Raw genomic sequence first — 6,581 nt, 5'->3', positions numbered from 1 at the left:
ACCCTGCTCACCCGGGTCACCTCCACCCTCACCGGCTGGTGCGGCGAGCTCCCCCGCTACGAACTGCTGGCCGCCGCCGACCACACCGCCCAGCAGCGCCTCGCCGCCCGCTTCCGCAGCGGCCGCTGCTTCCTGGCCGGCGACGCCGCCCACCTGCACGGCGCGCTCGGCATGCAGAACCTCGCCGACGGGCTGCGCGACGCCGACAACCTCGCCTGGCGGCTCGCCCTCGCCTGGCACCTCCACTCCGGCGGCCCGCAGCCCGGCGGCTCGCTGCTGGACGGCTACGAGGCCGAGCGGCGCGGCGCGGTCGGCGCCCGGCTGCGCGCCGTCGACCAGTCCATGCCGCTGCTGCGCCCGCTGCGCGGCTGGCAGCAGACCCGGCGCTCGCTGCTGGTCGGCGGCTTCCGCAAGCACGCCCCGCTGCTCTCCGACGGCCAGTTGGGCACCGGCCGCTTCGGCGGCGCCCCCGCCTACCCGGCCGCGCCCTCCGGCGTCCCGGGCCGGGTGCCGGTGCAGCGCGGCTCGCGCGGCACCACCTCGCTCAGCGAACTGCTGCCCGCCACCGCCCCCGGCGTCCTCGTCCCGGACCTGCCGGTGCTCGCCACCGACGGCACCCCGGACCACCTGCACGCCCGGCTCGGCGCCACCTTCCTGCTGCTGCTGGTCGCCCCCGGGACCGCCGTCTGGTCCTCCGAGCACTGGCTGGGCGCCGGACTGATGCCCCGGCTCGCCGAGGTCGCCGCCGCGCTGCCGGTACCGGCCGAGGTGCTGGTCACCGAGGAGTACCCGGGCGCCGGGCCGCACACCGTGCTGCTGATCCGGCCGGACGGGCACCTGGTCGGTGTCACCCAGGGCGCCGCCGCCGAGGACCTGCTGACGCTCGCCGACCGGGCCCGCGGCGGCCCGGCACCGATCACCGGCGCAGCCGAACCGGAGCCGCGGCCCGCCCAGCAGCAGGTGGAGCCCAGCGCTTAGCGGCCCCGCCCCGGCCCCGGATCAGCCCTGCCGCAGATCGAGCCCGGGCCCTCAGCCCGCCACCGCCGTCGCCCGGCTCTCCCGGACCACGGTCACCCGGATCTGGCCCGGGTAGGTCAGCTCCGCCGAGACCTGCCGGGCCACCTCACGGGCGATCAGCTCCGCTCCGAGGTCGTCCACCGCGTCCGGCCGCACCATCACCCGCACCTCGCGGCCGGCCTGCATCGCGTACACCTCGGCGACCCCCGCGTGTGAGCGCGCGATCTCCTCCAGCCGGGCCAGCCGCCGCACGTACACCTCCAGCGACTCCTTGCGCGCCCCGGGCCGCCCGCCCGAGCAGGCGTCCGCCGCCTGGGTCAGCACCGCCGTCACGGTACGGGGATCCACCTCGCCGTGGTGCGCGGCGATCGCGTGCACCACCTCCGGGGACTCGCCGTGCCGCCGGGCGAAGTCCGCGCCGATCGCCGCGTGGCTGCCTTCGACCTCGTGGGTGAGCGCCTTTCCGATGTCGTGCAGCAGCGCCGCCCGGCGCACCGGCTCCGGGTCCACCCCCAGCTCGGCGGCCATCATCCCGGCCAGGTGCGCGGACTCCAGCAGGTGGCCGAGCACGTTCTGCCCGTACGAGACCCGGTAGCGCAGGGAGCCCAGGGTGCGGACGAGTTCAGGGTGCATCCCGCCGACCCGGGTGTCCAGCAGTGCCTCCTCGCCGGCCCGCACGCAGCGCTGCTCGACCTCCTCCCGGCTGCGCTCGTGGATGTGCTCGATCCGGGTCGGATGGATCCGGCCGTCCTCGACCAGCTGCTCCAGGGTGAGCCGGGCGGTCTCCCGCCGGACCGGGTCGAAGCAGGAGAGCTGCACCGAGGCCGGGGTGTCGTCGATGATCAGGTTGACCCCGGTGACCGCCTCGAAGGCGCGGATGTTGCGGCCCTCACGGCCGATGATCCGGCCCTTCATCTCCTCGCCCGGCAGCCGGAAGACGGTGACCGCGGTCTCCGCGGTCTGTTCCGAGGCCAGCCGCTGGATCGCCCCGGCGATGATGTCCCGGGCGCGGCGCTCGCCCTCGGCCCTGGCCTCCCGCTCGATCTCCCGGACCGCGACCGCGGCCTCCCGGCGGGCCGAGTCCTCGGCCTCGCGCAGGAGTTGGGCGTGCGCCTGCTCGGCGGAGAGGCCGGCGGCGCGCTCCAGCTCGGCCGCGCGGCGGACCACCAATGCCTCGGCCTCGCCCCGGGACCGCTCCAACTCGGCCGAGCGCACGGCCAGTTCGTCCTCCCGCTGGTGCAGTCGGCGCAGTTCCTCGGCCAGTTGCTCCTCGCGCCGGGCGAGTTCGGACCGCTCCCGGCCGGACTGCTCCTCGGCCTGTCGACGGACCAGCTCGGCCTCGGCGAGGGCCTGCCGCCGGGCCGCCCGCAGCCGTCTGGCCGCCAGCGCGGCGAGCGCCGCGAACACCAGCAGGACGGCGACGGCCGACCCGACGATCGACACCAGGGAGTCACCCGCGCCGGTGCCCGCTGAGAAACTCATGCCGCCCCACTCCCCGTTGCGCGCGCGGGCCGCCGTCCGGAAGCGCCCCCGCACTGAGTGCGAGGCTAGGCGGGGGTCACGGGAGGGTCAAGACTCGTCCTGGTCCAGACCAAGAAGCGTACGGAACTGCCACTACTCCCACTCGGTTCCCACTGGTTCGTCGGCCTCCTCCTCCAACGCGCCACGGACCACCCGGAAGGCCAGCCCCTCGGAGTAGCCACGTCGGGCCAGCATGCCGACCAGCCGCCGGGTGCGGACCTGTCGGTCCAGCCCGCGGGTGGACCGCAGCTTGCGCTCCACCAGTGCCCGGGCCGCCTCCTCCTCGTCGTCGTGGTCGAGTTGGGCGACGGCCTGCTCGACCAGGTCGGCGGCCACGCCCTTGGTGCGCAGCTCCTGGGTCAGCGCCCGCCGGGACAGGCCCCGGACGGCGTGCCGGGACTCCACCCAGGCCGCAGCGAAGGCCGCGTCGTCGATCAGCCCGACCTCTTCGAGCCGGGTGAGCACCTCGTCGGCGACGTCCTCCGGGATCTCCCGCTTGCGCAGCGCGTCGGCCAGTTGCCTGCGGGTCTTGGCGGCACCGGTCAGCAGTCGCAGGCAGATGTCCCGCGCGCGGGTCTCCGGGTCCGTCTGCTCCTCGGCGCGCCTGCGGGAGGTACGGGTGGCGCCCTCCGGCGTTCCCGCCCGCTCCTCGCCCTCCTTGCTCGGCAGGCGCTCGGCCGAGCGCCCCCCGCTCCGGCGGCCCCGGCGCGAGCCGCCGACGGGGCGGCGGGCCGAGGCGGCCGCACCCCCGTGACCGGCCGCCTCGACCCCGCGCCGGTCGCCCTCCGTGGACGTGGGGCCGTCCGCGGCGGCGTCGAACTCCTCGGCCGCCAGCGCCGAACGGCGCCGACGGCGGCCGCTGGGCAGCTCGGAGGCGGAGACCAGCCCGAGCGCCTCGACCGAGGCCTCCGCCGGCTGCTCCCGTTCCGAAGCCGGTCCGGGCGCCGCGCCGCGCGCCGCCCGGACCGGAGCCCGGTCGGGCTCCGGCTCGGGGCCGGATGCCCACTGCGAGGTGGACGCGCGCTCCCGCCGCCCCGTACGGGCCCGTGACCGCGACCGCGGCCCGGCCGCCGTGGCCCGCGGTTCAGGCTCCCGGCTCGGACCGGGCTCCTCCGCGACCGCGGCGAACCAGTCCGGCGGGCCGTAGTCGTCGTCCTCGGGGCCCGCCGGGCCGCCGCCCACCGTGTCGTGCTGCGTCAACGGCTCAGGCCTTGGCAGCCGCCGTCTTCTTCGCCGCGGCCGTCTTGGTGGCGGTCGCGGTGATCGGCTTGGCCGCGCCGTCGACGGCGGCGTCCGCCTCGCCGGCGCCCGGCTCCTCGGTCTTCGGGCCGATGCCGAGCTTGCCCTTGATCTTCCGCTCGATCTCGTCGGCGAGCTGCGGGTTGTCCCGCAGGAAGTTGCGGGCGTTCTCCTTGCCCTGGCCGAGCTGGTCACCCTCGTAGGTGTACCAGGCGCCGGACTTGCGGATGAAGCCGTGCTCGACGCCCATGTCGATCAGGCCGCCCTCGCGGCTGATGCCGACGCCGTAGAGGATGTCGAACTCGGCCTGCTTGAACGGAGCGGCGACCTTGTTCTTGACGACCTTGACCCGGGTGCGGTTGCCGACCGCCTCGGTGCCGTCCTTCAGGGTCTCGATCCGGCGGATGTCCAGACGGACCGAGGCGTAGAACTTCAGCGCCCGGCCACCGGTCGTGGTCTCCGGCGAGCCGAACATCACGCCGATCTTCTCGCGCAGCTGGTTGATGAAGATCGCGGTGGTGTTCGACTGGTTCAGCGCACCGGCGATCTTGCGCAGCGCCTGGCTCATCAGTCGGGCCTGGAGGCCGACGTGCGAGTCGCCCATCTCGCCCTCGATCTCGGCGCGCGGGACGAGCGCGGCGACCGAGTCGATGATCACCAGGTCGATCGCGCCGGAGCGGATCAGCATGTCGGTGATCTCCAGGGCCTGCTCACCGGTGTCCGGCTGGCTGACCAGCAGGGCGTCGGTGTCCACGCCGAGCTTCTTGGCGTACTCCGGGTCGAGCGCGTGCTCCGCGTCGACGAAGGCGACCGTGCCGCCGGCCTTCTGGGCGTTGGCCGCCAGGTGCAGGGTCAGGGTGGTCTTACCGGAGGACTCGGGGCCGTAGATCTCGATCACTCGGCCGCGCGGGATGCCGCCGACCCCGAGGGCGACGTCCAGGGCGGTCGACCCGGTGGAGATCACCTCGACCGGCTCGTTGGCCTTCTCGCCGAGGCGCATCACCGAGCCCTTGCCGAACTGCCGCTCGATCTGGGCGAGAGCGGTCTCCAGTGCCTTCTCGCGGTCCGTACCTGCCATGGCTTTTTCCCTCGGGTTCTGTGCTGTGCGCTTCATCGTCATCGACGCTAGCGCGTCCCACTGACAAACGAGCCCCACGGGGCTCAGCCTGTGGAAAACTCCTCGCCGGAGAGTACAAAGAACATCTGTTCGATTCAAGCATCACACGTTCGTACGACTGTCACTGCCCTCCTCCTCCCGCCCCTCCGCGCCGTCGCCGCCGACCATCCGTCGCAGCCGCCGCGCTGCCTCCCGGCGCAGCTCACGACGGGCCCGCCGCTGCTCGCCCCGGTCGATCCGCGGGTCGGTGGCCACCTCGTAGCGCCGCACGTACGTCCCGACGAAGCCCTGCAAGGTGGCCGCCGCCGGGATCGCGATCAGCGCGCCCACCGCGCCGAGCAGCGCCGCGCCCGCGATCACCGCGCCGAAGGCCACCGCCGGGTGCACGTCCACCGTCCGCGCGGTGATCCTCGGCTGCAGCAGGTAGTTCTCGATCTGCTGGTAGACCACCACGAAGGCCAGCACCCAGAGCGCGTCCACCGGATCCACGGTCAGCGCCACCAGCACCGGCACCGCCCCGGCCAGGTACGTCCCGATGGTCGGCACGAACTGCGACATGACGCCGACCCAGACCGCCAGCGCCGCCGAGTACGGCAGGCCGAGCAGCGCGAACATCACCCAGTGCCCGGCCGCCGACACCACCGCGAGCAGCGCCCGGGAGTACAGGTAGCCACCGGTCTTGGCCAGCGCGATCTCCCAGGCCCGCAGCACCTCGCCCTGCTTGGCGGGCGGCAGCAGCGAACAGACCGTCCGGCGGACCCGCGGGCCCTCGGCGGTGAAGTAGAAGGTGAACAGCCCGACCGTGAAGGCCTGGAAGAGGCCGCCGATCACGGTGGAGGAGACGCCCCAGACGTTGTCGGCGGCCTGCTGGACGTAGCTCTCGATGGTGCCGGAGTCCTTGAGCAGCCGCTGCTGCAGTTCGCCCAGCGAGAGGTCCTGGTGGAAGGTCCGGTTCACCCAGCCGATCAGATCGTCGACCAGGCGCGGCAGGTCCCCGGCGATCTTCGCCACCTGGTCCACCAGCACGGTCCCGAGCGCCGCGAGGAAGCCGACCGTCGCCACCCCGACCGCGACGAACACCAGGAAGGTGCCCACCCCGCGACGCACCCCGCGCGCCGCCATCCGGTCCACGGCCGGCTCCAGCGCCAGCGACAGGAAGAAGGACACCAGCAGCATCACGAACAGGTCGATCAACTGCCGGAAGGCCCAGTCCGCGAGCTGGAACAGCCCCACCAGCACCAGGAACAGCACCATCGCCCGGGGCAGCCAGCGCGGCATCCCGCCGCCGCCTCCGCGCCCGCCGTCGGCGATCCGCGCCGATCCGTCCGAATTCTTCTGTTCCGTGCTGTTTGTCACTCGAACAGTCTGGCCCATGCGGCCCGGGTGTCAGCGCAGCTGCGCGGAGACCCCCTGGGTCTCGCAGACCACCCGCCAGACGTCCTTGGCCTCCCAGCCCGCGTCCAGCGCCTGGCGCACCGTCCGCCCGCCCAGCTCGCTCATCACGTGGTCGGACGCGAAGGACTCCGCGTACGCCTCGCCGAAGTGCGCGTACATCCGTCGCCAGAACTCGGTCAGCCTCATGGCCCCAGTATCCCGGACCCCACACCGGCGCCCCCGGCCGACCACTCCCCGGCCGTCAGCGCGTACTCGACCTCGCCGTACTCGGTGCCGGGGATCGGCTCCGGAA

6 protein-coding genes are annotated in these 6,581 nt (G+C 74.0%); 1 reads left to right on the top strand and 5 read right to left on the bottom strand.

Translation table 11 applies throughout. The features are described 5' to 3' along the window. The coding region (locus J0670_RS26155) for an FAD-dependent monooxygenase (RefSeq protein ID WP_207814124.1) at positions 1–978 on the top strand (978 nt) is incomplete at its 5' end. Positions 979–1,029: 51 nt separating this feature from the next. Here J0670_RS26155 and rny read toward each other — a convergent pair. The 5 genes from rny to J0670_RS26130 all read right to left on the bottom strand — a co-directional run bounded on the left by rny (position 1,030) and on the right by J0670_RS26130 (position 6,475). Continuing rightward, complete coding sequence (gene rny, locus J0670_RS26150) at positions 1,030–2,499, bottom strand: ribonuclease Y (RefSeq protein ID WP_207814123.1); 1,470 nt, start codon at positions 2,497–2,499, stop codon at positions 1,030–1,032. A 132-nt stretch (positions 2,500–2,631) separates the two neighbouring features. Further along, positions 2,632–3,738 (bottom strand): recombination regulator RecX, encoded by a 1,107-nt coding sequence (recX, locus tag J0670_RS26145; RefSeq protein ID WP_374223167.1) that lies wholly within the window; start codon positions 3,736–3,738, stop codon positions 2,632–2,634. 4 nt (positions 3,739–3,742) lie between these two features. After that, positions 3,743–4,855, bottom strand: a complete 1,113-nt coding sequence (gene recA / locus J0670_RS26140) for a recombinase RecA (protein ID WP_207814122.1) — start codon at positions 4,853–4,855, stop codon at positions 3,743–3,745. Between the two features lie 141 nt (positions 4,856–4,996). Beyond that, complete coding sequence (locus J0670_RS26135; protein ID WP_374223166.1) at positions 4,997–6,250, bottom strand: AI-2E family transporter; 1,254 nt, start codon at positions 6,248–6,250, stop codon at positions 4,997–4,999. 30 nt (positions 6,251–6,280) lie between these two features. Next, positions 6,281–6,475, bottom strand: coding sequence for a DUF3046 domain-containing protein (locus J0670_RS26130; protein WP_196952116.1), 195 nt, complete (start codon positions 6,473–6,475; stop codon positions 6,281–6,283). Positions 6,476–6,581 lie beyond the last annotated feature (106 nt).

It is taken from the genome of Streptomyces sp. FH025, assembly GCF_017427025.1.
Classification (GTDB): domain Bacteria; phylum Actinomycetota; class Actinomycetes; order Streptomycetales; family Streptomycetaceae; genus Kitasatospora.
Note: the sequence above shows the minus strand (reverse complement) of the source record. Positions and strands in the feature narration are given on the sequence as shown.

Bases quoted from the DNA above. Each gene is read 5' to 3' on its own strand.
- recA (WP_207814122.1), bottom strand. From the start codon at position 4,855: ATGGCAGGTACGGACCGCGAGAAGGCACTGGAGACCGCTCTCGCCCAG.
- rny (WP_207814123.1), bottom strand. From the start codon at position 2,499: ATGAGTTTCTCAGCGGGCACCGGCGCGGGTGACTCCCTGGTGTCGATC.
- J0670_RS26130 (WP_196952116.1), bottom strand. From the start codon at position 6,475: ATGAGGCTGACCGAGTTCTGGCGACGGATGTACGCGCACTTCGGCGAG.